We start from the raw sequence: 26,048 nt of genomic DNA, 5'->3' as shown, positions 1-26,048 counted from the left end.
TTTCGCATAATGGATCGCTCTAGCATTCGGAGCGATCCATGTCTCGTCAATCTGCGCCGTCCTCGGCCGCCCAGCGCGTCGTAAGCGCCACGCTGCTCGCCCTGGCTATCGCGGTGATGGCCTTGGTATCGCCTACTCCGGCCTTGGCCGATGGTGTCGCCATCGGCGCGCCGGCTTGCTCGTTTACTGCGCACCCATCGACCCTCCCGTGATCGCATCAGGGTTGCATCAAACTCCACCTGTTTAAAAAAGCCCCCGTTATCCCAGGCATGACAGTTGCTCGGAAGTTCGGCGTTGCCGACTTTTCCACGTTTTATGGGTTTGCTTTGTCATGCGGCGCTCAGTTGCCGGGATGCCCGCCGCGAGGAGGCTGGCCTGCCGCAGCGCCAGCCCCTCACCACTATTGGACCTGATCGTATCCCCGCTGTAAGCTGCTTGACGACTACGGGGGATCATCATGCAGGCATTGCTCTCGCACGAGCGGCTTCTGGTTGTTGCAGGCGTGGCCACGGCGGTGGCGTATGTGGCGGGCGACAGGCTCATCACCAATGGCTCAACCGTGGCTATCGCGTCGACGGTAGTGCTGGTGCTGGCGATCATCTGTGCATCGCAACGGGTCGCGTATCACGCCGAGCAACTGGCGCATCGATTGGGCGATCCGTACGGCACGATGGTGTTGACGTTGGCGGCCGTGTTGGTCGAAGTCGTGGTGTTGGCGATCGTGATGTCGCACGAGACCTCGCCTACGCTGGTGCGCGATACGATTTATGCCGCCGTGATGCTCGACATCAACGGCATTCTCGGTCTGGCCGCGCTGATGGGCGGCATCAAACATGGCGAGCAGGCCTACAACGACGACTCGGGCCGCGTCTATACCGTGATGATTCTCACGGCCATGGCGATATCGATGATCATGCCGGAGTTCGTGCCGGCGGATCGCTGGCGCCTTTATTCCGGGTTCACGATCTTTATCATGATCATGCTGTATGCCGTCTTTCTGCGCATGCAGACCGGGCCGCACAGCTATTTCTTCAGTTATGCCTATCCGGAAAAACGGCGCCCCGTGGTCAAGACCGTGCCTGGCCCGGACACCGTGTGGTCGGTAGGGCTGTTGATAACCGGTGTGGTGTTGATTGGGGCGTTGTCGGAAGTCATGGCGCAATCGTTAAACGTCTCGCTCGCGAACGTCAATGTGCCGCCTGCCCTGCCCGCGTTGGTTGTGGCGTTGATCTCGGCCAGTCCGGAAATTCTCACAGCGCTGCGCGCCGCTTTGGCCAATCGTATGCAATCCGTTGTGAATATCGCGTTGGGGGCGTCTTTATCCACAGTCATCTTGACGGTGCCCTTGATGGAGGCGCTGGCGCTGTTCACCGGTCAGCCTTTCGAAATGGCCATGACACCCATTCAGACCATGATGGTGCTAATCACGCTGGTGATTACCGCGATCAATCTGAACGATGGACAGACCAACGCGATCGAGGGCATGACGCACTTCGCGCTGTTCGCCACCTTTCTTATGTTGACGGCGCTAGGGCTGTAGGCGACTCACGCAGCCGCCGCAGCTGTCGCCGTAGGAGCTTGCCTTGAACCAGAATATCAATGACACAGGGCAGGACAAGGCCACGGATCCTTGCCCGCCACAGTCCATTCCTATGCTGGAAGCCTGCCGTTCGCGCATCGCGCGGATGTTCGACCATTTCGCCAGTGGCGTGGCGCGCGCGACCGGTTCGCCAGTGGCGTTTGCTTGCGCGATGTTGGCGATATTCGTATGGGCGCTAGCCGGGCCCAGCGCCGGATTTTCGGAAGTGTGGCAGCTGGTGGTCAATACGGGTACGACCATCGTTACCTTCCTGATGGTGTTCTTGATCCAGCAAAACCAGAACAAGGACAGTCGCGCGGTGCATGTGAAGCTCGACGAGCTTTTGATCGCGCTAAAGGGTGCCAACGAGAAGCTGGTCGATATCGAGGATATGGAAGAAGACGAGATCAATCGCGTCGCCGCCCGATATCGGCGCTTGGCCGTGGCGGCGCGCGATGGTCGTACGTTGAACCGCGCGGTGGACGGGACGGTCCAGGTGGCCGATGGTGAATCCTCGTCTGCCTCGCGTAGAAAGCGTCAGGGGCGGCGACCCGCTCGCGGACCACGCGGCTTTAAAGCCGCGCGACGCGAGGGATAGAAGGGGCTGGGCCGCCCTGCCCCGGTCTGCTTATTTCTCGCCGGACCATTCCAACCCTAAAGCGGCAGCGACGCCCGCGCCGTACGCCGGATCGGCGAGCTCGAAGTGACGGATTTGGCGACGTTGGATTTCCTCGGGCACGCCGGCCATCGCGCGCGCGATATTGCCAAAGAGCCGTTGTTTCTGATCGTCGCTCATCAAACGGAACAACGCGCCGGGCTGCGAGTAGTAGTCATCATCCACACGATGATTCCAACGATCCGCCGGTTGTCCATCGAGACCCAATGGAGGCTCGGCCACGTCAGGCCTTTCTTTCCACTGACCGAAGCTGTTGGGCTCATAGTTCAGCGTACGACCGCCATTACCATCTACACGCCCCGCACCGTCGCGATGGAAGCTATGGAACGGGCAGCGTGGCGCGTTGACGGGTATTTGATGGTGATTGACCCCTACGCGATACCGCTGTGCGTCACCGTACGAGAACAAGCGGCCTTGCAGCATCTTGTCCGGCGAGAAGCCAATCCCCGGCACGACATTAGCGGGCGTAAACGCCGCCTGTTCGACATCGGCGAAGTAATTCTCCGGGTTGCGATTCAGTTCGATCGTGCCCACGTCGATCAACGGGTAGTCGGCATGTGGCCAGACCTTGGTCAGATCGAACGGATTGATATGGTAGGCGGCGGCCTCGGCTTCCGGCATGACCTGGATCTTCATCGCCCAGCGCGGGTAGTCGCCACGGTCGATATGGTCGAACAGGTCGCGTTGCGCGCTTTCACGATCCTGGCCCACGGTGTCTGTGGCCTCGGCATCGGTGTAGTAGGTGATGCCCTGCAGCGACTTGAAGTGGAACTTCACGTAAAAGCGCTCGCCATCGGCGTTGATCATGCTGAACGTATGCGAGCCGAATCCATGCTGTTCGCGATAGTTTTTCGGCAAGCCCCGGTCGCTCATCAGGATGGTGACCTGATGCAATGATTCAGGATTCAAGGACCAGAAATCCCAGGCCGCGGTGGCGCTGCGCAGGTTGGTGTAGGGATCGCGTTTCTGGGTGTGGATAAAGTCCGGGAACTTGATGGGATCACGGACAAAGAACACCGGCGTGTTGTTGCCCACCAAATCCCAATTGCCCTCTTCCGTATAGAACTTGATGGCAAAGCCACGCACATCGCGCTCGGCATCGGCAGCACCTCGTTCGCCCGCCACCGTGGAAAAGCGGATAAAGATCGGGGTTTGCTTACCCACTTCCGAGAACAGTTTGGCCCGGGTATAGCGAGTGATGTCGTGGGTGACGGTGAGCGTACCGAAAGCGCCTGAGCCCTTGGCGTGTACGACGCGTTCGGGGATGCGTTCGCGGGCAAAGTGAGCGAGCTTGTCGATCAGCCAAACGTCCTGCAGCAATACCGGACCACGGGGGCCGGCGGTCATCGAATGGTTGTTGTTGGAGACGGGGGCGCCAGCGGCGGTGGTGAGGGTTTTCTTGTCGGTCATTACGGCTTCCAATCTGTGGGACACAAGTCTGTGTCGAACACTTCAGATCATAGAAGTAGTCAATGCATTTACGGAAATTGATTTATTTATTAAATCTGATAGCGACAGGCTAAACCGGTACCTACAAACGACGACAGCCCCGGCGCGTCTACACGCCGGGGCTGTCGTTCAACCGCTAAGCCCTAATCAGCGACTGGCTGGAGCTGCCGATTGCTTCGTGATGCTGCGGGTGATGACCCACTGCTGAGCGATGGACAGAATGTTGTTCACGCACCAGTACAGCACCAGACCGGCCGGGAAGAAGAACATCATTCCACCAAACACCAGCGGCATGACCATCATGACCTTGGCCTGGATGGGATCCGGCGGCGTCGGGTTCAGCTTGATCTGCAGGAACATGGTGGCCATCATGATCGCGGGCAGAATGAAGTACGGGTCACGCACCGACAGATCGGGCACCCACAGAATCCACGGTGCGCCGCGCATTTCCACGCTGGCCAGCAGCACCCAGTAGAGCGCGATGAACACCGGGATCTGCACCAGCATTGGCAAGCAGCCGCCCAACGGGTTGATTTTCTCGGTGCGGTAGAGCTCCATCATGGCCTGATTGAGCTTTTGACGGTCGTCGCCGTACTTCTCTTTCAGGGCTTGCAGACGGGGCGCCACTTGCTTCATGCGGGCCATCGAACGATAGCTGGCCGAGGCGAGCGGGAAGAACACGGCCTTGATGATGACCGTCAACGCCACAATAGACCAACCCCAGTTGCCCAGGAGGCTATGCAGCCAGGTCAGCAGTGCGAAGAGCGGCTTGGCGATGATGGTCAGCCAACCATAGTCGACCACCAGCTCCAGCCCGGGGGCCAGCGCCGAGAGCGCCTTTTGATCCTGTGGACCCACCCAAAGGTGCGCGTCCACCTGGGCGCTCGCGCCAGGTTGCAGCGTGCCGGCGGACTCGATCGTACGGGCAGCGAACAGATTGGGGCGAACTTGCAGCAGCTCGTTCACGCGCTCTTTGCCCTCGGGCGGCACCCACGCCGTCACGAAGTAGTGTTGCACGACCGCGATCCAGCCGTTGTCGGCCTTCTTGATGTAGTCGGACTTGTTCTTGGCGATGTCCGAGAAGGAAACCTTCTGGAATTTCTCCTGCTCCGAGTACACGGCCACACCAGTGAACGTGTGATAGAAGCTGGACGTATCGGCCGGGTCGTTGCCATCGCGCTCGAGCTGCAGATACACCGAGGGCGAGAGCGGCTGATCAGACACGTTGGTCAGGCCATGCTGGACATCGATGTCATAACGGCCACGGTGCAGGCTAAAGGTCTTGGTGACCTTCATGCCACCCGATTCAGCCTCGAACACCACATCAAGCGTGTCACCGGACAGGGCACGCTCGGTAGAGACCAGACGGAACGGCGTTTGGTGATGGGGGAAGCTCTGACCGCCCGGCGCACCGACCACACCCGATTGCGCGACATAAATCAGTCCGGCGGACTGGTCGAGCAGCACCGTGGGCTGATCAGGCTGACCCGGAGCCGGGAATTTCAACAATTCGGCGCGAATCAGCTGGGCGCCAACCGTGTCGAACGTCAGGCGCAGCACGTCGGTCGTGATGACCACCTGTTCGGCCTTGGGCGGCATGGCCGCCGCTGGCGTATCGGGGACCGTATTGTTGGCCGCGGTCGCGGGCACATTCGGCACCGACGGTGTGGCGGCTTGTCCATTAGCGTTGTCGCCCGAAGCTGCGGTTTCGGTTGCAGCAGGCGGCGTGCCGAACAGCGACTGCTTGCCGTTCTGCACCTGCCAGTTGTTCCACAGGAGCAACAGCGAGAAGGAGAAAATCATCCAGAGGATGGTTCGTCGGATATCCATAGTGCCTACGGTAGGGATGCGGGCCGGCCCGAAACGGAGCGGCAAACCCACAAGTTTAGCGTCAATTGGGATCCGTGCGGCGGCCATGCCGGCAGCATGAGGCCCCATCGGAATGATGTGCGGGCGGTACCGGGTCGAGCCCGCCCACCGTCCAGGGATGGCAACGTCCGATACGGCAAACCGCCAGCCAGAAGCCGCGCAACGCGCCGTGAGTTTCTATCGCCTCGATGGCGTATGCCGAACAGGTCGGTGTAAACCGGCACTGCCGGCCCAGCCAGGGGCTCAAGAAAAATCGGTAGAACCGGATTGGCGCAATTAACAGGGCTTTGATCACGATTTGGGCCCTCGCGGCTTGGCCCGCGCGAACAGCGCGTCCGCATCGGCACGCGCCGCGCGTTTTAACGCCGTCAGTGACGCAGGGGCAACCTTGCTGTGCAGACGCACAACATAGTCTTGGGGGGGCAGCTGCAAGCGGCAGTGACGGAATGCCTCGCGTATGACCCGCTTTAAAGCGTTACGCGTGGTGGCATGCGCGGCGAACCGCTTGGCGATCACCATGCCCAGGCGCGCCTGCGGCATTTGTTCCGTGGGCGCATCGCCAGGTGCGGCGGCGCTGAGCACGAAGAAAGCCCCTCGGGCTAACCGACGCGCTTTTAACGCGGCGGTGAACTCAGAGGGGCGATGCAGCCGCGCCTCTGGGGGAAGCGTGGCGCGCGGCATGGACAACCGGGGATCGGTGCGTAAAACGCGGATAACCCGGTGCTGGCCTTAGACGGCCAGGCGCTTGCGGCCCTTGGCGCGGCGAGCGTTCAGCACGGCACGGCCGCCGCGGGTTTTCATGCGCACGCGAAAGCCATGGGTACGCTTGCGGCGGGTAACGGAAGGTTGGTAGGTGCGTTTCATGGACGATCCACAAAAAGAACAAAAGTCAGAAGGGACCTGCCCGACGGGTTCTTGGCCACCACACCATACATCGTGTTAGCCCACATAACGGAGGGGTCGCCCCCACGTAGTAAAAGAACCTTCTGACAGACAGAATTCGGAAAAGCCCATCATTTCAGCAAGTTTCCTCTGCTTTGTCAAACAGTTACGCAGGTTGGTAACGGAACGACGTTAGTAAGCCTGTGGATAACCTACCCCCAACCAAGGTAGAATCGAGGTTTGCACAAGAGCGACATGAAAGAATTTTGGCAGACCTGCGTCAGTCGTCTAGAGCAGGAACTCCCCCCCCAACAGATCAGCGCCTGGATCAGGCCGCTGGTTCCGCTTGCGTACGACGAAACGCAGGCCGTGTTGCGCATAGCCGCTCCGAACCGCTTCAAGCTGGACTGGGTGCGCAAGAATTTTTCGACTCAGATCGAGGCCCTGGCCACCGAGTGGTATCAACGCCCCGTGCAGGTGGTGTTCGAGCTGCCTTCGAGCAGCGCGGCCGCCCGGATTCCCGTGACGCCGCGCGCGCCCACACCGGCGCCTACCCCAGCAGCCGCCCCACCAGGGATGGCTGCCATGGGCGCCGCACCCGCCGCGGCGGCGCCGGCTATGCCAGCGGCCCCTGCCCCGGCTGCCGCAGTCAATGTGGCCGCCGCGTTGCAGGCCGATGCCGCGGGCGCCGTATACGAGCGTTCGCGTTTGAACACCGATCTGACGTTCGAGAACTTCGTCACCGGTAAAGCGAACCAGCTCGCGCGCGCCGCCGCATTGCAAGTGGCCGAGAACCCTGGCATTTCCTATAACCCGCTGTTTTTGTATGGCGGCGTGGGCCTGGGCAAAACCCACTTGATCCATGCGATCGGTAACGCCATGGTCGCGGCTGGCACCGGCGTGCGCGTGCGGTACGTGCATGCGGACCAGTACGTGTCCGATGTGGTGAAGGCCTACCAGCGCAAGGCGTTCGATGACTTCAAGCGCTATTACCATTCGCTCGATCTGTTGCTGATCGACGATATTCAGTTCTTCTCGGGAAAAAGCCGCACGCAGGAAGAATTCTTCTACGCGTTCGAAGCGATGGTGGCGCAGCGCAAGCAGATCATCATCACCAGCGATACCTACCCCAAGGAACTGGCCGGTATCGATAGCCGTTTGATCTCGCGCTTTGACTCGGGTCTGACCGTGGCGATCGAGCCGCCCGAACTCGAAATGCGCGTGGCGATTCTGCTGCGCAAGGCCGAATCCGAGGGCGTGCCCATGCCCGAGGAAGTCGCCTTCTTTATCGCCAAGCATCTGCGCAGCAACGTGCGCGAGCTCGAAGGCGCATTGCGCAAGGTGCTGGCGTATGCGCGGTTCCATGGCCGCGATGTAGTGTCTGTCGACGTGTGCAAGGATGCACTGAAGGATCTGCTGTCCGTCTCCAACGGCCAGATCACGGTGGAAAACATCCAAAAGACCGTGGCCGATTTCTACAAGATCAAGGTCGCCGACATGTATTCGAAACGGCGCCCTGCCAATATTGCTTTGCCGCGCCAGGTGGCGATGTACCTGGCCAAGGAGCTCACACAAAAAAGCCTGCCCGAAATCGGTGATTTGTTCGGCGGCCGCGATCACACGACCGTGCTGCACGCGGTACGAAAGATCTCTGACGCACGCGCGAAACAGGCAGAGCTGAACCATACCCTGCACGTGTTGGAACAAACTCTAAAAGGATGACCATGCAACTCGTACAAACCACGCGCGATGCATTGCTAAAGCCGCTGTCGACTGTGGCGGGAATCGTCGAAAGACGTCACACCCTGCCCATCCTGGCGAACATCCTGATGCGCAAAGAGGGCAACCGGGTGGCATTCATCGCAACCGACCTCGAAGTGCAAATCACGACACATGCGGATTTCGGCGTGGGTCAGGATAACGAGTCCACCACGGTCGCGGCGCGCAAGCTGCTGGACATCCTGAAAGCCCTGCCCGACACCGGCGAAGTCAAGCTTGCATTGGCAAGCAACAAGCTCTCGGTGCAATCGGCCAAGAGCCGCTTTGCCTTGCAAACGCTCGCCGCCAGCGAGTTCCCCACCGTCGCGCAACCGGAAAAATGGGATGTGTCGCTGACGCTGCCGCAACGCACGCTGCGTCACTTGTTGAACATGGTGCACTTCGCCATGGCGCAGCAAGACATCCGTTACTATCTCAACGGTATGCTGTTGGTGTTCGAAGCCGGCCGCGTGCGCGCGGTGGCGACTGACGGTCACCGTCTGGCGCATTGCGCGACCGAGGCCGATGGCATCGAACAGCGTCATGAAGTCATCGTGCCGCGCAAGACCGTGCTGGAAATGCAGCGTCTGCTTGAGGATTCCGACGAGCCGGTATCCATCGATGTGGCGCCGGGTCAGATCCGTTTCCGCTTTGGCGATGTGGAGCTGGTGTCCAAGCTGGTCGAAGGCAAGTTCCCCGATTTCACGCGCGTGATTCCGTCGAACTACACGCGTCAGTTCCTCGTGAACCGCGAAGCCCTGCAAGGCAGCCTGCTGCGCGCCGCGATTCTGACCACCGACAAGTTCAAAGGGGTGCGCCTGCAGCTCGCGCAGAACCTGATGAAGATTTCTTCTTCCAATGCCGAACAGGAAGAAGCGCAGGAAGAGCTCGACATTGATTACGGCCACGAGCCGTTGGATGTGGGCTTTAACGTCAGCTACCTGTTGGACGTGCTGTCCAACGTCAAGGCTGAAAACATTCAATGGTCGGTGATGCCCGATGCCAATGCGTCGGCGTTGCTCACCTTGCCTGATGACGACCAGTTCAAGTATGTCGTCATGCCCATGCGGATCTGATCGATTCGCGAGTTGGGCAGCTGTCGCGGGGGCGTGTGTTTGACCGCCCGCCGCGCTCCGGTCGCAAGACCGTTTTTTGAAGTGTTAGCGATATAGACATGGCAGATCAGCAGAACAGCAATCCCGAGAACGCCGGCTACGGCGCCGATTCGATCAAGATGCTCAAAGGGCTGGAGGCCGTGCGCAAGCGCCCGGGCATGTACATCGGCGATACGTCCGACGGCACCGGCTTGCATCACATGGTGTTCGAGGTGGTGGATAACGCCATTGACGAAGCGCTCGCAGGTTATTGCGATGACATCGTCGTGACGATCCATACGGATAACTCGATCTCCGTGACCGACAACGGGCGCGGTATTCCCACTGACGTGCATAAAGACGACGAGTTCCACCGCAGCGCGGCCGAAATCGTCATGACCGAATTGCACGCGGGCGGTAAGTTCGATCAGAACTCGTACAAAGTGTCCGGCGGTTTGCACGGCGTAGGTGTGTCGTGCGTGAACGCGTTGTCGGAGTGGCTGCGTCTGACCATCCGCCGCGATGGCAAAGTCCATCAAATGGAATTCCGTCAGGGCGAGCGCGTCGCGCCCCTGGCCGTGACCGGCACCACGGACAAGCGTGGCACCGAAGTTCGGTTCCTGGCCGACCCGATCATCTTCAACAACATCGAGTACCACTACGACATTCTGTCCAAGCGGCTGCGCGAGCTGTCGTTCTTGAACAATGGCGTGAAGATCCGTTTGATCGATCAGCGTCAGGGCAAGGAAGAGAACTTCGCGTTTTCGGGCGGTGTGCGCGGGTTTGTGGAATACATCAATCGTTCCAAGACCGTGCTGCATCCGAACATCTTCGCAGTGTCGGCCGAGTCCAGCGCGGGCGGTGTGCCCGTGGGCGTGGAAGTCGCCATGCAGTGGAACGACTCGTATAGCGAGCAGGTGCTCTGCTTTACCAACAACATTCCGCAGCGTGACGGCGGCACCCATATGACGGGTCTGCGCGCGGCCATGACGCGGATCATCAACAAGTACATCGCCGACAACGAACTGGCCAAGAAAGCCAAGGTCGAGACGTCTGGCGACGATATGCGCGAAGGCCTGGCCTGCGTGCTGTCGGTGAAAGTCCCCGAGCCGAAATTCAGCAGCCAGACTAAGGACAAACTGGTTTCCAGTGAAGTCCGCCCCGCCGTGGAAGACGCCGTGGCGCGCACGCTAGAGAGCTGGCTGCTCGAAAACCCCAACGATGCGAAAGCCCTGTGCGGCAAGATCATCGAGGCCGCCCGTGCGCGCGAAGCCGCACGTAAAGCGCGCGAAATGACGCGCCGCAAGAGCGTGCTGGAAGGCGCCGGCCTGCCCGGCAAGCTCGCGGATTGCCAGGAGAAAGATCCCGCGCTGTGCGAGCTGTACATCGTTGAGGGTGACTCCGCAGGCGGCTCGGCCAAGCAAGGCCGCGACCGTAAATTCCAGGCTATTTTGCCGCTGCGCGGTAAGGTGCTCAACGTTGAAAAGGCGCGCTTTGATCGTTTGATCGCCAGCGAGCAGATCGCTACGTTGATTACCGCTCTGGGTACCAGCATCGGGCCGGATTTCAATCTGGAGAAGCTGCGTTATCACCGTCTGATCATCATGACTGACGCGGACGTGGACGGCGCGCACATTCGTACGCTGCTGCTGACGCTGTTGTACCGTCAGATGCCTGCGTTGATCGAGGGTGGCCACGTTTATATCGCGCAGCCGCCGCTGTACAAGGTCAAGGTTGGACGCGAAGAGCGTTATCTGAAGGACGATCAGGAAGAAGCGCAATTCATGCTGCAGCTGGCGTTAAAGGACGCGAGCCTGATTCCGTCGCAAGGCGCCACGCCGATTACGGGCGAGGCGTTGGCGGAGCTGGCGCGTCAGTATGTGTTGGCTGATGCAGTCATCGCGCGTTTGACGCGTTTGTTCGATGTGGATGCGCTGTCGGCGATGGCCGAAGGCGTGGAGATCGATCTGTCGTCGGCCGAGGCCGCCGAGGATTCCGCGCAGCGTTTGACGGCGGCATTGCGCGATGCCGCCGTGGGGAATGCGGTGACGGTGTCGGCCGAGTACGACGAAGCCAATGAACAGCATCGCTTGATGGTGCGTCGTTTGCATCACGGCAATACTCGCGTGAGCGTGATCGATGCGGACTTCATCAATGGCTCGGATTATGCGGTGCTGGCGAAGTCGGCGAAGACTTTCCTTGGCTTGATTGGCGCGGGTGCGGTGATCGCGCGTGGCGAAGGCGACAAGCGCAAAGAGCAGTTCGTGTCGGATTTCCGCGAAGTCATGCAATGGCTGCGCAACGAGGCCGAGCGTGGGATTTCGAAGCAGCGGTATAAGGGTTTGGGTGAGATGAATCCTGAGCAGCTGTGGGAAACCACGATGGATCCGAAGGTTCGTCGTTTGTTGCGTGTGAAGATTGAGGATGCGATTGCGGCGGATGAGATCTTTACGACGTTGATGGGGGATGATGTTGAACCCCGGCGTGCGTTTATTGAGACGCATGCGTTGTCGGCGTCGAATATTGATGCCTGATGGTTATGTAGAGACACCCATAAGGTGAGAATCCGAGGGCCATAAGTTGAGACACTTATGGCCCTTTGTCATTTGATAGCTTGGGTTAATGGCTGACCTCACCCCAAGAAACTGGACAACCCAGAGTCGCAGAACTATTGCCCAAGGCGGGCGTTCGCCATGAAGAAGCCCATGTTCAAGAAAAGCTGATTGCGTTTGCACTGCCTCGGTCCGATACAGGTGTTTCGGTCGAAGAGGTTTGCCGCAAGGTCGGTGTCTCACAGGCGACCTTCTAGGTCTGGAAGAAGAGGTACGCCGGTGTCCGGGTCAGAGGGTTGCGACGTTTACGATAGTTTGGGGACGACGAGAACAAAAAACTCGAGCAGGTTGTCGTCGATCTGTCTCTGGACAAGGTCATGCTGCAGCATGTACTGGAAAACGCTCTGAGGCCGACGCAGCGCAAGCAACTCGTCAGCCACGTGATTGAATGCAACTACTAAGTGGACGATTATGTTCAGCGGATATGTAGCAATCCAAATTAATCCGGGCAAATCAGGGGATTAGTTACAGCTAGCGCCGCAACCATATGCCCTAATTCTGAAAGAAGGTTGAGCCCTTTCCAAGATACAAGGCGAGGGAAATGGCGAGTCACTGTACAGCAGGGATCACTGTCGCCGACCGGCGCTCATGCGTGAGATCTCGCACGCGATGCCCGCAAGAGTCAGCGGAGTAATGCGGCCCAACACCTCAGGTGCCCAGGTCCCTAGACCGCTCGTCCAGAAACGCCGCCACTCGAACATGTTGTCAATAACACTTAGCTAACGCGTCGTGTAGGCCGAAGGCGGTGTATGCACGGAGGTGGCTTGGGACGACCCGGCCCAATGACCCAGGTGCCAAATAGGTGTGATGATGCCCACAGCGTACCGTCTACCTCGGAAGGCAGCCGAGCCCACAAGCCAAGGCACGGAGTAGTCATCTTCACGGCTGGACGTGTCGTCGACAACGGCAGCCATGACCAAGGCGCAGCGCAAGCAGTATTAGTGGGCGGCCAAGGGAGGCGGCGGAGCGATTAAAGGTGGCGGCAGTGTATGGCCGTGGAGACCCGGGGTCCAAGTCTTTGTACCGAGGCTCCACAGGTTGTCGATGTTACGCAGGTACGTGACCACCTTGTGGCGCTCATCGTTGATCAGGCCTCCAATCTCTGTCTGGTGAGGGTGGGTTGGAGGAGACGATGGCGAGCGGTCGAAGTGCAGAAGTTCGATTGGCCAGACGTCCCCGTTCGGCAATTTCTTCGCAAGGACGTTCAACTCTGCTAAATACTGATTTCGGCGTGGTTCTGAATTCAAGTAGAACTTGGCCGCTACCACCACATGGAGTGTGCCTTTACGCTCGCCGATGAACTGGACAGGAGAGAGCAGGCCGGCCATGTAGATAGCTTCCACGGCTTCTATAACGCGCGTGTCATGGTCTTCGTCCCAGATGATCGCAAAGTCATGGATCTGCGGAACGGGAAGTGGATCGCGCACGACATCAAGCCATTCGGCGGTACGGAATACCGAATAGTGCGTGCCTCGACCTAAGCGTCCGATTGGTTCGGATTGGTCGTAAAGGCAAGCGAAAAGATCGGAATAGACAGGTTGCATCTTCATTGGTTTCCCCGATTTCGTCGGTTGGAGTGAGGTCAGTCACTACTGCTGGACTTTCGGCCCAACAGCGGTTCGATTGCATATTCTAGCCCTTTTGCACGGAGGGGTCCATATGGGTGCGCGCTGTGTATCCTGCCGCCGTGAACTAAATCGCTGTGCACTGCGCTTGTTTCGAATACAAGACATGATGGTCACCACATTCCCGCGCGCGTCCCTTGGCCCATCTTTTAGGTTGCCGTTGCAAAGCGCCAGCCGGCGCAAGATAACCGCAGCCTAACCCAGGTAGTGGATCGCCACAGCGTAGGTTCCGGCGCGCTCGAGTCCATTTCGACGGTGGTCGGCAGTATCCATAAACGGGGGGTGGGCCTTTGTCAGACCCGATTAATCCCACCGTTCCAACTGCATTGAGTCGAAACTCTCATGCGGCAATTCGTAAAGTTTCTAAAGCCCAGCCCAGCGCTAGGCTTTAGGTTTTTTTAGCTACCAGACACGCACGCAGATAGTGCTCCGGCACTCACTGAGTGCCCAGAGAATTCCGCCTTGCTACTGCGCCGGCATTAGTCGCATTCTCGAGCCGGGAGCTCGTGATTACACGACAGGAACTTCACGACCTCAGCCGCAAACAGCTGAGGTTGATCATCGTGAACATAATGACCCGCATCAGCAATGACGACAGCGTGAAACCGGGCATTCAAGTTCTGCATCTTTGCAACCATATCAGAGTGCAGATAGTCTGAACGCCCGCCACGGACGACCAGTGTGGGACAGGTGATTAAACTAGCCAATTCCTCCAAGTCGACCGATCTCTTAGGATCAGGATTCAACCGCGTGCGGGCGATACCGGTATGGTCATACTTCCAAGTATGGCCCCCATCGGGTGCACGCTTAAGCATGGCCTTCAAGCGCTGCTGCCGCGCCTGCTCTCCCACGGTGGGGCGCAAGAGGCGCATATACTCGCTAGCCGCCTCCCACGTAGGAAAGTAGGAAGGGGTTGCGAGCAATTCGCGGCAAATGCGGCGTGCTCCTTCACTGTGTTCAAACGCCCCTGGCCCCGCATCCTCAATAATGAGCCGGTCGACCCGTTGAGGATGACGTGCAGCAAAGGCGATGGCATTGATACCGCCCATTGAATGACCGAGCAAGTCAAAGTGCGCCAATGAAAGTTGGTCGGCGATGGCTTCGAGATCAGCAACGTAAACATCTGTAAAATATTGAGCCTCTGGATCCCAATCCGACTGTCCACGACCCCTCTGGTCGTACGCAATCACACGGTATTCCGGCTGTAACGCAGCGGCGATACCCGCGAACGTCTCCGCATAGCCGCGTATCCCATGCAACATCAGGATCGGTCGTCCATTCCGACAGCCCCATTCAGTCACATGAAACTTTAGACCGGCATGCGTTAGAAAATAGTCTCGACGCTCCATCGAATAACCCTATCTCAAAGATTTCTAGACCAATCCATCCAACCCTTTTATCTCGGATGCTGCAAGCCCGCCTAAGCGCGCATTCAGTCGGCCACGTGTCGCAAATGCCCAGATCAACACAACTTCGTCGCGATTGGGGCCATCGTTGAAATGAGCACTCACCGTGTCGTAATGTGAACGCACATAGAGTGCATCCTTATGCGCAAGAGGGATATCAATAATTGTCCCAGGGCCCCCGCGCTTGCCGGTGGACGGCACCCACGATTTAGCTCCTCCGAGCGCGTCGCGTACCGGATTCGCAGCAGGATTAGTGAGAAGCGCATTGCCATGCTCATACTCGCCATCAATGCCTACCAAGCAGGCCTTCCCATAGCTCTCAATAGGCTGCCCATTGGCTACTGTTTGTATGCGTCGGCCGACCTCGGCACCTAATTGAGGCGATGCCTCGATCCAAGCGGACAAATCTTCCACGTACTTGCCCGCATAGGGGTTATGAATACACGCGGCGAGCACAATTTTCCGCAGCGGCTCGCCATCTGCCGGCGCACCGCTCTCTCCGGCCAGGATCTCCTCAATTTGGCAATACCACTTACGAATGTGAAAGATACTAAAGTTCGGCGCTTTCATTAATGATCACTCAAAGGCGAAGGTTGAAACAAATACGGATGGCTATACGGACTTCGGATGGGCTTTAATAGGAGCAACATAGGGTGTCCAAGCGACTGAAGTGATTTCACTGAAGTCTCGCCACTCCTTGTACCAACTGCGACCGCCGTCCACGGAGCGCAGCAAATGGCCATACTTCGTACCTGCAAATATCAAATGCGGATTGCTTGGGTGAACGCCGAAACCCCATACCGTCGAGTTCGGTTCCGTATGTAGAACCGTAGGTGTCCAGCTCTGGCCGCGATCGTCTGAGCGATAAATACGAGTCCGAGTTCCGGGCGTCCCATCGCCCACTGCCAACAGCAAGTTATGTCCCTCGGGATCAATCGGACAAACTGTACGCGTGTAGTACAAGCCACCGAAACGGTCCTTGGATGCCATGCAGTCGAAACTCTGAGCATTGTCTAAACTGTGGCAAATGGAGTTTACCGTCGCGACGATTTGAACTTCGGGCTGGCCACCGCTGCCGGCTAAAAGTGCGACACAGTGGATATCAGAGCTATTGATCCCTCGCCCTTCACAATCAATGCGATCCCAGGTATCGCCCGCGTCAGAGCTGCGCCACGCGCCGCCCTCCTCCACGCCGAACCAGACTTCGTCGACGCGCTGAGGATGGGCGCAAATTGTCAAAATGCGAGGACGATTGACCCCTGCGCAAAACTCTGGAAATTCGGGACTAAGTTTTTCCCAGCTCTTTCCACCATCACGTGAACGGTACATGTGCGCCCGGGCGGGAGCGCCGCTGCCGGCGTATATCAGCTTGGGGTTACACGGGCTGAATGCAAGGGACCAGATGGCTTGGCCATTCGCGGGTGAGTCGACCAGGCTGAAGTGAGCGCCGCCGTCGTGACTCACACAAATACCGACGTCCGCACCAGCAAAAATGCGGGATGGATCTGCTGGATCTACGGCAAGGCTTCGCACCGTGCCGTCAAATTCGATCGCTTCTTTCAAACCAAGGCGATGCCAACTCGCCCCATTGTCACTGCTGCGCAAAATTCCTTGGCCGGCAGTACCTACCAGAATCGTTCCCAACATTACGGTCTCCATGCATACATGGTGGGGATGATTGCGGAAAGTAAATCCCGCTCTCGTTTTCCCTAATAAGACAAACGGTCTATTACGGGGAATAATTGTAGTACTGTTTTAATAGTTTGGCCATTTTTAGTACTACTGTAAATTCACAGACACCGACCTCTGTGCCATACCTTTTCGAGTCATACGGGAGTATTCATGAAGTTCTATCACGAAGTGCGAGGCTGCTCTCTGGCGGTCGACATCGTCGCGCGCGAGCTCGGCTTACAACTGGATTTGCAGTGGGTGGATATGAAGACCAAACGGTTGCCGGACGGCACCGATTATTTGACTATTAATTCCAAGGGCACGGTCCCTACCCTGCAGTTGCCAGACGGCCAATTTTTGAGTGAAGGCGCCGTCATCATGCAGTACCTCGCTGACCAGATGCCAGAAAAGGGATTAATCCCGGCCTTCGGCACCCTGGAGCGCTACCGCGTGCTGGAGTGGATGAGCTTCATCGCCGCTGATTTGCACAAGGGTGGATGCATGCCCTTATTCAAGGCGAATACGCCGCCGGAATACAAGACGATCGCCCGCGAGTACTTGAAAGGCCGGCTCAAATGGCTGAATGACCAATTGGCCAGCCGCCAATTCCTGATGGGTAATCAGTTCACGATCGCCGATGCACATTGCTACACGATTGCAATGTGGAGCCGCGTCTTCAACATTGACACCGAGGCGCACCTCAACGCTTACCTCGAACGAGTGGGCAGCCGGGCCAGCGTATTAGCCGCTGAGCAGGCCGCTCGGGAGGAAGGGGAACGACAGCTTCGCAAGCAATGCGCGTAGCAACGTGGCGCACTGAACCCGCCACTCCCCCACGTCCGTAGCCCTATAAGGAACATCATGATCTGGAAGAATTTCTTTGCTGTTGCTGTCGTCACATTGGTGAGCAGCTCAGCAACGTGGGCCTCCGAGCAACCCTCGGTGCCCTTGAAGTTAGTCGTCGGCTTCCCCCCTGGCGGAGGCACCGACGGAGCCGCGAGAATTGTGGCCGAACATTTGCCGAAGGAACTGGGACGCCCGGTCGTTATAGAGAACCGCGGCGGCGCGGCGGGGACTTTGGGGGCGCAGTCGGTCCTAAGGTCTGCGCCTGATGGAAACACCCTCTTTTTCGGCACCAGTGCCGAGCTATTGATCAATCCCATCACTCGAAAAACGGCGCCGTATGACGTGCTGAAAGACTTCATGCCGATCACCGAAGTCGGCAGCGTTGCCTTCGTGCTCGTGGCACCGTCAGCGTCAAAGATTCAAAATGTGCCTGACCTTATCGCTAAGGCAAAAGACAACCCCGGTAAGCTGAATTTCTCCTCGTTTGGCATGGGGTCCACGAATCACCTCATAGGCGAAATGTTCGTTTCCACCACAGGCATATCAGCGGCTCACATCCCGTATCAGGGTAGTGCACCGGCGACGACGGCCTTGTTGTCCGGCGACGTGGATTTCACGTTCGACACGGTTGCCGTCATGCAACCGCACATCAAAGCGGGCAAGCTTATACCGTTAGCGACACCCTCTCCGCATCGTGTGTCGGAACTACCTGAGGTCGCCACGCTAACGGAACTTGGCTACAAGGACTTGACCGCCGAGGGATGGATGGGAATTTTTGCACCTGTAGGGACGTCTGAAGAAAACATCTCGGCACTCAACAAGGCATTTCAGAAGGTGCTCGAACGGCCAGACGTACAGTCTCAGTTGGCTGCTCGCGGGGTGGGCATCGCTGGAGGCAGCCCCGAAAAATTCAGCAAGAAGTTGGTCGAACAGAGTGAGAAATGGCGCAGAGTGGCTAAAGAGTCCGGAATTTCTTTGGACTAATTAAATTCCTCCGCAACAGGCGGGCCCAACGAGGGGCCCGTTTATCGTAGGCTGTTTAGGAACCAAGCCCGTCTGGCTTGGTGGAGAGCACTTTTTGATAGACCTTTAAGGTGTCCTGCAACGCTTCCTGCAATGCGCTCGGCTGGGAACCGACCCAGTCGTAGCCTTGCCCCGTCATTCGCTTTGTGAACCCCGCATCGCGACCTAAGCCGGCTGCAACGTTGGCCACTGCATTACGGAGCTCGGCAGGCGTTCCAGCCGGGGCGAATAGAGCGAACCAGCCGCTGAAATCAAGTTGTGGCACTTGCTGCTCGGCGAAGGTTTTGGCATCCGGGAAAACTTTCGTGCGAGTCTCACCCGTAACGCCTAGCAACCGGACCTTTCCTTCACGTGCCACACCTTCGAGCGCGCTGCTGGTGAGGAAAGCTGCATTAATGTGCCCACCCATCAGGTCGGTGACAGCCTGGCTTGACCCTTTGTACGGCACATGCTCTAGCTGCGCGCCAGTGGCTTGAGCCAGCAAGACACCATATAAATGTGCAGAAGATCCGGTGCCGAAGGTCCCATAGGTCAATGGCCGCGTGCGGGCGTCCAATATGAAATCCTGCAGTGTTTCCCATTTCGAGTCGTGGGATACCGCCAGAACATTCGCCGTTGTCGCTAAGAGGGATACAGGATCAAATTCCTCCACAAGCTTATGCGGGTCGACCTTTGCGATTAGTGGGCCAAGAGCGTGCGTACTCGACGTACCTAACAAGAACGTTGCACCGTCGGCGGGCTGGCGGGCGACGTGCCGTGCGGCAATTGCTCCGTTTGCGCCTGGCTTATTCTCGACGACAAAAGTGACTCCGGGAGTTTGCGCCTGCGCGGAGTGGGCGAACTCCCGCGCAAGTTGATCCGCTCCCCCGCCTGCCGCAAAGGGAACAACAAAAGTAACGACGGAAGGCAACTTGGCGGCTGACGCTAACAACGGTCCGGCGTAGGCGAGGGCCGCGCCGGCCATTAGGGCCAACAAACCGGTATTGAAAGATCTTCGTTCCATGGCCGCTATCTCCTGGGCATACGGTGACCACCCACAGAGAATAGTGGCCACCAAGATTAATGTTAGCGACCATATCGTACTACTATATACAGTTCACCGGCTAGTTCAGTACTACGATTTAACTGTTTGCTTGGCGGTCTCTGAGGACCTTCAATGCGATCCTCGACGCCTGCCGTACGTGATGCAGCGCAGCCTTGCCGGCGGCGACTTCATCGCGCGCCTTCAAGGCGTCGTATATTTGGGTCAGCTCGTACATCGTTTCTGGCAGCCGGTTGGGGACTGACAATGAAGTGCGACGCAAAAGAACGATCCGGTTATGGAGTTGGCGCAGCATTGTGGCCAGCAACTGATTACCGCACCCCGCCGCAACGACGTCATAAAAAACGTCGCTCAGCGAAACCGCTTTGGGGACATCACCTTTCTGGCCAGCTTCGACCAACTCAGCAAATGTGGAGTCCAACATGCGCATTTGTTCGCTATTGGCTCTCAGAGCAAAACCCGAGCAGCTTTGGGCCTCAAGAACGCCGCGAACCTCGTAAATTTCTTCCGCCTCTTCGTAGCTCAAAACGGCAACAACGGGTCCTCGGTTAGGCACAATCTCGATCAACCCTTCCGCCTCTACCTGACGCAGCGCTTCGCGTGCCAACGTGCGGCTTACATTCAGGAGCTCCATCAACTCGCGCTCCTTGAGTCGATCGCCCGGTGCGTATCGGCCCGTGAGAATAGTCTTGCGTAACGCATCTTCGGCTTTGCGGCGAAGGGAGATGGTTTCTCCTTCTTCCCCGTTGCGTGCTTTGCCGGCATCTGCGAATTTCATAACGTTGTAACGATCAGGAGTTAAGACGATTCCATGATACATAACTCATGGAAGTCATCGGATATCGGGCGTTGGTAAGATGCTGATTGATACGGATGGAGGCGGATTATGCAACAACCGTCCAGCTGATCTTGGTGGAATTTCGCGAGTCTCCGAAGCAGTGCGTCAGCTTCGAGGGGAAGCCAATCCTGCAGTCCCGGATCCCAATGGTCGCTTGCACTGGCTCATGGGCCGAGCGGGCTGTTGGGAACCAGTCATGGTAGCGCGCCCTTCATTCTGGAGGAGGCCTGAACACGCCTGCACTCCTATCGATGCCCAGCTTGGGGCGAGCAATCAAGGTTTCGTGTGCGACGGCTTGCGTCTCCCGCATTATCCACACCATCTGCTCTTCGCGATAGCGGGACCGCTTGATCGCTTCCTTCTCTCCTGTGAGGCTATTTTCCTAAAACGACGATGGTACGAAAACCCGAGAGCAGGTTAAATCAACCTAAGGCTCCACAACCTCTAAGATAGGAAAATGCAGCGTGGCACATCATCGACGAGAAAAAACCGAAATTATCGACGTTCCGATAATTGCCCACTTTTCAATCAGCAATCAGACTCAGCCGGCGCATGCTCTGCCTCAAAGGGTGAAGTGCCTGATCCATGTGGCTCTTGGCTAATCCTAGCCAGCCGGGCATGGATTATCGACGAGGGTTGCATTGAGTGGTGCGGTGGAGACTGTCCGCTCGACGGAGCGGAATGTAAGATGCTCGATTACGTCGCGATCGTCTCATACTGCGCCGCGGCGCCCACTGGACGCAGGGAGCTGGGAATATGATGATAGTCTCCAAGATATCGTGGTATACCACCGGTGGCCAACCGAGCCCGTCATTGGTTCAGCGGATGACACACCGATTCCGGTCTAAATCAAGGGGTTGTTAGCTGTCAGCTCTTCGCACCCCGCGGATTACTTGCACGCCCAAGCAGGTGATAGACCTGTTCTTTGATGACCACCACTCCATCGAACTCGAGATCCATCATCTGTACCATATGCCCACCACGCCCATCAAAGCCATCGCCTTCGACGCCTTCGGCACGCTTGTCCAGATCAGTACGCAGCGGCGCGCGCCTTATCGGTCGCTGATGCGTTGGGCGCTAGCCCAGGGACGTAAGCCTCAGCCAGATGACGCCAAACGACTCATGTCTCAACCGCTGGATCTGCGCGGTGCGGCTGAATTGTTTGCCAAGACGCCACCAGCCGAGCTCTTGGCCCAGTGGGAGGAGGATCTAGCTGCCGAGCTAGCCTCAATCGAGCTCTTCCCTGACTCGCTCGACACAGTCGCCCAGTTGCAAGGTGCTGGCTACAGAGTCGGTCTGTGCTCAAATCTTGCTCTACCTTATGGGAAGCCCGTTTGTGAGTTGCTGCCCACACTCGACGTCTATGCCATGAGTTATGACGTCGGCGTCACCAAACCTAATCCACGCATTTATCAATACTTGATCGACCAGCTTAGTTGCGCACCAGACGAAGTTTTATTCATTGGCGACACACCGGCTGCTGATGTGGATGGACCGAGGACGTTTGGGATGCAGGCCAGCCTGCTAGATCGAAAGGCAGGGCAATCATTGGCTGATGTGATTCGCTTGTTCTGAACTACCCTCTGGAACCTCTCCCGTTGACCCTCGCTCCTACTTCGAGACGCATTCGCAAGCTCACGCTGCGGTAGCGCAAAACACACCACGTCGGTGAGATTCAGGAGCTCTGCTTCGAGGTGCATATTGCTTTTAAACAGCCATTAGATGCAACGGGGCATGGGGCCCGGGTGGCATACTTTCAGCACTATGATCGAAGCACGCCAATTATTCGTCGGTGGTCGGGTGGAAAGCTGCCTATCAGCGAACCGTCGACATCATCGTCGCAGCCGGTCGCGCTTCGCCCATAGAAGACGACGCCCATGCGGTCCTGGCGGGACTCCAAGTTATGCCGGAGGTGGCCAAAGGGGAAGTTGGGCCACTGGTTGATGCCTGGTATGGGTGGGATGAGTAATTAACTCCGGGATGATGGAGGACACACGATTCTCCCTGCATCTTGTTAGCGGACACCGCGAACCGGAATGATCATAACTTGTTCACTTTTGATAGTTTATATCTGTAAGAGGCGAAAACTACCAGTTCACCTCAGCTTGGCGGCTCACCGAGCGCTCGCTCATAGAAAAATCTTCTCGCACGAGTGGTCACTATATGGCCGTAAGTTAGATGATTGGCCAAGTTATGGCTGCACCATCTGTCGTGAATACGGATGGTTTGTCGCGGATCGGGATGTCGGGACGCATTGCATGCGACGTCGATACTAAATGTGTAGATGTTAAGCTAATAGTCCCACTTCAATAAGGCGTCCCCGGAAACTAGCCGATCTCAATGGATGCGCGCCTCCTTTCAAAATATGTGCCCCGTGACAATGCTGCCTCGAGGGCTCGACGCGTTGTGGAGTACTTTCGATGGCCCCCCGACGGGAACCCGGTGTGTCCTACATGTGGTTCGCGGTGGCCTATCTATAAAGAGACTAGAAATGGGCAGGACGGATATTACCGATGTCCATCTCTTCACCCTCGCCCGGCAGGTTCTTCCAAGCCCTTGGTATTCACTGTTCGAACAGGAACGCTGCTCGAACGCTCTCACCTTCCCCTTGATAAATGGCTGTACTGCTTTTGGCTGTATGGTCGGCTACCGTCTCAGCACCGAATACCCTCTGCGATTTCGCTTGCGACGGCTATTGATGTCAATCGAAAAACTGCTACTTCTCTTCTGAATGATCTGTATCAAATCCGATACGGCGAGGTCTCCGATGATCCCGCCAACCGGTTTTTGGTCGAACTGATGGCCAGTCTAGTTCGGCATAGCCCGTTGTCGCGTTGCTAAATCAGGCATAAGATAAATTCCAAGTTAAATGGACGCTTCGCTGGAATCCATGATACCCAGCTCTGTAGTCTGATAGACAAGGAACGAGATAGCGCGCGGCACTACACCAGCCCTGCCCCCGTCTCACGCCGGATGGTCAATTTTTTGCGGAAGGGAGAAACGTCTATGAACGATGCATAGATAAGCGGGAGGGTGCACGCGCCAGCCTCCTGGCAGAGGCTGGGTCGGCTAACAGGCCGGATGTGCAAATATAGGTGTCGGAGCCTATGCACATTCTCGGATGACCAGATAATGCTGTCAAGCATTGTCGAGGTGTCCTATCGCCTGCTGCAGATGCGCTGCATACCACTCCCTAATTCTCGATTTATTCAAAACGATATTTGAAATTAAGGAGCCATCGACATGGCAGGGGTGAGTATTGCCTTCTTAAAAGGAAAGCGGAAGCTGAAATTCAAGCCGCTTCCCGCACACCAATCAACCAGCGGAGAGGAGCGTCAATAATGAGTGCCTCTTACGGCAGGCGAGGGACTTTGCGAGTAATAGACGCGGGAGTGCGTCGAGTCGCTCCCTCGTTTGGCAAACAACTTCATTTGACGTACAGCCAGAAAGCCGAGGGCATTGTGGCGGTGGAGTCTGATGCGGAACGCTATGTTTCACATTTGCTGACGCTCGACCCCGAGGTGTCCTGGTTTGCTACACAACCGTTTACAGTTGATCTGATCGAGCGTCGCATCCATAGAACGGTGGCCGATGTGGAAGCGGCGCGTGCCCGGTACAGAAGGGTTAAAGGACAGAAATTCTACACCCCGGACTTTGGTGTTGAGTGGCAGCGTACAGGGCAATGGGGGCATGCCCTGACCGTAGTCGAGGTGAAGCTAGAGGGCTATGAGGGAGACGGGACGGATCTGCAGCGTATGACGCTCGGACAGCATGTGATTGAGGCGGCAGGCATGGAGTTTCTGCGTGTAGTGTGGCCGAGATCTCAAAGCCATCCCTTGAGGACAAACCTTCCACTGCTCATGAAAGCGAACCAGCGCGTGGATATGTGGCCGGATGCGGCCACAGTCGCGGCTGTCGAGAATGCGTTTGCGCGGGGTGTGACGACAGTGCGTGAGCTCTGTCATGCACTTTCACTGTCTCCAAACCTGATTCCTTATTTCCTCGTCTCAGGACTGCTGAGTGCGAATATTGGCGAGGAGACTATCAGGGGCGCGATGAGAATTGAGCTTGCGCATGGAGACCTTGGATTCCTGTCTTTGTTGAGGGAGTTTGTGTCATGAGTCGATACCTGAGAGCCAATGACGTGTTGCGCACGCCAGGTAAAAACGAACAGCGTTGGCGCGTCCTGAGTGCATTCCCTCTGGGCGGGCAGATCAAATTATGGGATTACCAGAAAAGCGAAGAGGTGTACCGCTCTATCAGGGATATCAGTTTGGATCTGGTAAGCGGGCGGATTGTGCAGGAAAGAAAGTCCATGCCGACGGTCTGCGCAGCATCTCATAACGATCCTGCATTAGATCAACAAATCCGCACGGCGTTGAGCCAGCTCCATAACGTAGAAAATCTCAGCAGAGTCCTCAACCTCTCTTTTGCCGAAGCCTACGAGGTGGCGAAGGCTGATGCGCTGGCAAAGGATACTTCAGCAGTGTTTGCCTCACGCGCCACACTGTATCGCTATCGCAAACGAAAGAGGAGCGATCTTCCGTTACTGCAAGGTTCCTTGAATAAAGGCAATCGCAGACCACGCTATGGGCAGCAAGTGTATGACTTGGTGGTACATGCCGCGACGACTCTGTTCCTACAGGCTGAATCGTCTTGGACAATGCTGGGGCTGACTCAATATATCAATGACCGGGCTCTCAAGATGGGGCTCATCGTACCGGGCCAACGAATTCGGTCAGGCTTCATTCAAAAATGCCTCAAAGAAAATGGTGTGGCTGACACCAGCATCCCTCGAATGGACCCCAGCCAAGTGCCAGCCAGTAAATCCGTGGCCCGGACCAGGATCATGGTGCAAGCACCTTTTGATCGTGTTGAACAGGACGCTGTTCATCTGCCATTTGTTATTGACACACCGGAAGGCCCGTTCAGTAACGTCTATTTGATTCATGCTATCGATTGCTGCACCAGCATGCCCCTTGGCTGGCGCTTGGTCATCGGTTCGCCATCGGAATCAGACGGTCTGCGCTGTATTCAGTCCATCCTTTTCTCCAAGGCGGCGGATTTTGCGAGGCTCAATCTGAAACCAAGTGTCGATGTCTTTGGTACGCCCCATCAACTGGTTTTGGATAACGGACCAGAAACCCGGGGCGAACGTATGCGTAGGCTTCCGGGCTTAGGTATTGACCTCAAACACTGCAGAGCCCGCCATCCGCATGAAAAGCCATTTATCGAACGGTTGAACCGCTCTCTAAAAGTAGCTCTTGAGACTCTCCCTGGGTGCACTCGTATGAATGGGAAGGATGGCCAGCGAGACCCAATCAAACTTGGCGACATCTGTATGACGGCTGAGGAGCTCGAGCGTTGGGTCGTTCGTTGGTACTACGAGAGCTGGATTCATTCTCCGTTAGAGCGGCTTGTGGCGACCAATATCCATAACGGCGAGAACGCCGGTGACACCCCTGCGACGCGGTGGGCGCACATCACTGAGGATCAGCCTATTCCTATGCCGCCTACGTTAAATGCGTGGCGCCTGGCCTTATTTGAGCATCATGAAAGAACGTTGAGCCGAAATGACCTGCTCCCCGTAATTAGTACGAAATTGTTGTAGAGTCCGTTCATAAAGGAACGGCAATGAAGAAGCGATTCACGGAAGAACAGATCATCGGCGTGCTCAA

The 26,048-nt window shown here is 57.1% G+C and carries 22 protein-coding genes and 2 pseudogenes; 13 read left to right on the top strand and 11 right to left on the bottom strand.

From position 1 onward, the window contains the following. Positions 1 to 38 precede the first annotated feature (38 nt). From GOQ25_RS08315 to GOQ25_RS08305, 3 genes are all read left to right on the top strand, one after another. Positions 39 to 212: a hypothetical protein gene (locus GOQ25_RS08315; protein WP_160350001.1), complete on the top strand. Its 174-nt coding sequence runs from the start codon at positions 39 to 41 to the stop codon at positions 210 to 212. 245 nt (positions 213 to 457) lie between these two features. After that, a complete protein-coding gene (locus tag GOQ25_RS08310) occupies positions 458 to 1,540 on the top strand; it encodes a calcium:proton antiporter (RefSeq protein WP_160350000.1) in 1,083 nt (360 codons plus the stop codon). A 43-nt stretch (positions 1,541 to 1,583) separates the two neighbouring features. Further along, the gene (locus GOQ25_RS08305; RefSeq protein ID WP_236844527.1) at positions 1,584 to 2,177 is read left to right on the top strand and encodes a low affinity iron permease family protein; all 594 of its coding nucleotides are present in this window, start codon (positions 1,584 to 1,586) and stop codon (positions 2,175 to 2,177) included. A 30-nt stretch (positions 2,178 to 2,207) separates the two neighbouring features. On the opposite strand, the gene GOQ25_RS08300 is transcribed toward GOQ25_RS08305, so the two are convergent. The 5 genes from GOQ25_RS08300 to rpmH form a co-directional block, all read right to left on the bottom strand. Further along, positions 2,208 to 3,665: a catalase gene (locus tag GOQ25_RS08300; RefSeq protein WP_160349999.1), complete on the bottom strand. Its 1,458-nt coding sequence runs from the start codon at positions 3,663 to 3,665 to the stop codon at positions 2,208 to 2,210. A gap of 186 nt (positions 3,666 to 3,851) precedes the next feature. Further along, entirely contained in the window at positions 3,852 to 5,534 is a 1,683-nt protein-coding gene (yidC, locus tag GOQ25_RS08295; RefSeq protein WP_160349998.1) for a membrane protein insertase YidC, read from the bottom strand. Positions 5,535 to 5,595: 61 nt separating this feature from the next. Continuing rightward, on the bottom strand, positions 5,596 to 5,868 hold the full coding sequence (yidD, locus tag GOQ25_RS08290; RefSeq protein ID WP_160349997.1) for a membrane protein insertion efficiency factor YidD: 273 nt from the start codon (positions 5,866 to 5,868) through the stop codon (positions 5,596 to 5,598). Beyond that, positions 5,865 to 6,254 carry a ribonuclease P protein component gene (locus GOQ25_RS08285; RefSeq protein ID WP_160349996.1) on the bottom strand — a complete coding sequence of 130 codons (390 nt, stop codon included), beginning with the start codon at positions 6,252 to 6,254 and terminating at the stop codon, positions 5,865 to 5,867. Before GOQ25_RS08285 ends, yidD begins: the two co-directional genes overlap by 4 nt. Positions 6,255 to 6,302: 48 nt before the next feature. Continuing rightward, positions 6,303 to 6,437: a 50S ribosomal protein L34 gene (gene rpmH / locus GOQ25_RS08280; RefSeq protein ID WP_003800771.1), complete on the bottom strand. Its 135-nt coding sequence runs from the start codon at positions 6,435 to 6,437 to the stop codon at positions 6,303 to 6,305. A 273-nt stretch (positions 6,438 to 6,710) separates the two neighbouring features. Between rpmH and dnaA the strand changes: the two genes are divergently transcribed. The 4 genes and pseudogenes from dnaA to GOQ25_RS19530 all read left to right on the top strand — a co-directional run. Beyond that, a complete protein-coding gene (gene dnaA, locus GOQ25_RS08275) occupies positions 6,711 to 8,177 on the top strand; it encodes a chromosomal replication initiator protein DnaA (RefSeq protein WP_160349995.1) in 1,467 nt (488 codons plus the stop codon). A gap of 2 nt (positions 8,178 to 8,179) precedes the next feature. Further along, on the top strand, positions 8,180 to 9,289 hold the full coding sequence (gene dnaN / locus GOQ25_RS08270) for a DNA polymerase III subunit beta (protein WP_160349994.1): 1,110 nt from the start codon (positions 8,180 to 8,182) through the stop codon (positions 9,287 to 9,289). Between the two features lie 98 nt (positions 9,290 to 9,387). Next, positions 9,388 to 11,841 (top strand): DNA topoisomerase (ATP-hydrolyzing) subunit B, encoded by a 2,454-nt coding sequence (gene gyrB, locus GOQ25_RS08265; protein ID WP_160349993.1) that lies wholly within the window; start codon positions 9,388 to 9,390, stop codon positions 11,839 to 11,841. A gap of 137 nt (positions 11,842 to 11,978) precedes the next feature. Beyond that, a pseudogene (locus GOQ25_RS19530) lies at positions 11,979 to 12,308 on the top strand (transposase); the annotation flags it as partial. 549 nt (positions 12,309 to 12,857) lie between these two features. Here GOQ25_RS19530 and GOQ25_RS08260 read toward each other — a convergent pair. From GOQ25_RS08260 to GOQ25_RS08245, 4 genes are all read right to left on the bottom strand, one after another. Continuing rightward, positions 12,858 to 13,469, bottom strand: a complete 612-nt coding sequence (locus GOQ25_RS08260) for a hypothetical protein (protein WP_202109375.1) — start codon at positions 13,467 to 13,469, stop codon at positions 12,858 to 12,860. Positions 13,470 to 14,023: 554 nt separating this feature from the next. Further along, positions 14,024 to 14,893: an alpha/beta fold hydrolase gene (locus GOQ25_RS08255; RefSeq protein ID WP_160349992.1), complete on the bottom strand. Its 870-nt coding sequence runs from the start codon at positions 14,891 to 14,893 to the stop codon at positions 14,024 to 14,026. 24 nt (positions 14,894 to 14,917) lie between these two features. Further along, positions 14,918 to 15,520 carry an amino acid synthesis family protein gene (locus GOQ25_RS08250; protein ID WP_160349991.1) on the bottom strand — a complete coding sequence of 201 codons (603 nt, stop codon included), beginning with the start codon at positions 15,518 to 15,520 and terminating at the stop codon, positions 14,918 to 14,920. A 42-nt stretch (positions 15,521 to 15,562) separates the two neighbouring features. Continuing rightward, the gene (locus tag GOQ25_RS08245; RefSeq protein WP_160349990.1) at positions 15,563 to 16,597 is read right to left on the bottom strand and encodes a glycosyl hydrolase; all 1,035 of its coding nucleotides are present in this window, start codon (positions 16,595 to 16,597) and stop codon (positions 15,563 to 15,565) included. A 195-nt stretch (positions 16,598 to 16,792) separates the two neighbouring features. Here GOQ25_RS08245 and gstA point away from each other — a divergent pair, with 195 nt between their 5' ends. Next, a complete protein-coding gene (gene gstA, locus GOQ25_RS08240; protein WP_160349989.1) occupies positions 16,793 to 17,425 on the top strand; it encodes a glutathione transferase GstA in 633 nt (210 codons plus the stop codon). A 57-nt stretch (positions 17,426 to 17,482) separates the two neighbouring features. Next, on the top strand, positions 17,483 to 18,451 hold the full coding sequence (locus tag GOQ25_RS08235) for a tripartite tricarboxylate transporter substrate binding protein (protein ID WP_160349988.1): 969 nt from the start codon (positions 17,483 to 17,485) through the stop codon (positions 18,449 to 18,451). A gap of 55 nt (positions 18,452 to 18,506) precedes the next feature. Here GOQ25_RS08235 and GOQ25_RS08230 read toward each other — a convergent pair whose 3' ends face one another. Beyond that, entirely contained in the window at positions 18,507 to 19,493 is a 987-nt protein-coding gene (locus GOQ25_RS08230) for a tripartite tricarboxylate transporter substrate binding protein (RefSeq protein ID WP_160349987.1), read from the bottom strand. A 118-nt stretch (positions 19,494 to 19,611) separates the two neighbouring features. Beyond that, positions 19,612 to 20,310, bottom strand: a complete 699-nt coding sequence (locus GOQ25_RS08225; RefSeq protein ID WP_160349986.1) for a GntR family transcriptional regulator — start codon at positions 20,308 to 20,310, stop codon at positions 19,612 to 19,614. A gap of 61 nt (positions 20,311 to 20,371) precedes the next feature. Between GOQ25_RS08225 and GOQ25_RS19525 the strand changes: the two are divergent. From GOQ25_RS19525 to GOQ25_RS08210, 4 genes and pseudogenes are all read left to right on the top strand, one after another. Beyond that, positions 20,372 to 20,601, top strand: a pseudogene (locus GOQ25_RS19525) (thiolase domain-containing protein); the annotation flags it as partial. 678 nt (positions 20,602 to 21,279) lie between these two features. Then, a complete protein-coding gene (locus tag GOQ25_RS08220; RefSeq protein ID WP_202109374.1) occupies positions 21,280 to 21,945 on the top strand; it encodes an HAD-IA family hydrolase in 666 nt (221 codons plus the stop codon). 1,766 nt (positions 21,946 to 23,711) lie between these two features. Next, a complete protein-coding gene (locus GOQ25_RS08215; RefSeq protein ID WP_160349985.1) occupies positions 23,712 to 24,491 on the top strand; it encodes a hypothetical protein in 780 nt (259 codons plus the stop codon). Continuing rightward, positions 24,488 to 25,981, top strand: a complete 1,494-nt coding sequence (locus tag GOQ25_RS08210; protein WP_160349984.1) for a DDE-type integrase/transposase/recombinase — start codon at positions 24,488 to 24,490, stop codon at positions 25,979 to 25,981. The genes GOQ25_RS08215 and GOQ25_RS08210 overlap by 4 nt, the downstream gene beginning before the upstream one ends. The last annotated feature ends 67 nt before the right edge of the window (positions 25,982 to 26,048 follow it).

The sequence above is a fragment of the Bordetella sp. 15P40C-2 genome, assembly GCF_009763235.1.
Taxonomy (GTDB): domain Bacteria; phylum Pseudomonadota; class Gammaproteobacteria; order Burkholderiales; family Burkholderiaceae_B; genus Bordetella_A.
Note: the sequence above shows the minus strand (reverse complement) of the source record. Positions and strands in the feature narration are given on the sequence as shown.